Consider the following 564-nt stretch of genomic DNA (forward strand, 5'->3'; position numbering starts at 1 on the left):
CGGGCACCGGACCTGGTCAACCGCCAGTTCGCTGTCGAGCAACCCAACCGGCTTCTCGTCGCGGACTTCACCTACGTTCGCCTGGCCAGTGGCGGGTTCGTCTATACCGCGTTCGTGATCGACGCCTTCGCCGGGCTGATCGCCGGGTGGGAGTGCTCGACGACCAAGCACACCAGGTTCGTGGAACGGGCCATCGCACAGGCCGCGGCATTCCGCATCAGGCAGGGCACCCCCTTTGCAGATAGGGCGATTCACCACTCCGATGCCGGGTCGCAGTACACGTCGGTGCACTTCGCCGAGACCCTGCAACTGCACGCGATGAGTCCCTCGATCGGCACTGTCGGCGACGCCTATGACAACGCCTTGGCCGAAACGACCATCGGCCTGTACAAAACCGAATGTATCCGCGAGGACTCCCCCTTTCGCCGCGGACCACTCACCAGCCTCAGCACCGTCGAGACCATCACCGCCGCCTGGGTCCACTGGTACAACACCACCAGACTCATGCACCGCCTCGATCGACGCCCACCCGCCGAAGCCGAAGCAAACTACTATTCACACGCC

Annotated in this window: 1 protein-coding gene; it reads left to right on the forward strand. The window is 64.0% G+C overall.

Annotated features, from left to right (window positions below; translation table 11 throughout):
• A partial coding sequence (locus ACFFGN_RS36005; protein ID WP_380057750.1) for an IS3 family transposase occupies nt 1-564 on the forward strand: 564 nt, incomplete at both ends.

Source organism: Kribbella deserti, from assembly GCF_042434725.1.
Taxonomy (GTDB): Bacteria; Actinomycetota; Actinomycetes; order Propionibacteriales; family Kribbellaceae; genus Kribbella; species Kribbella deserti.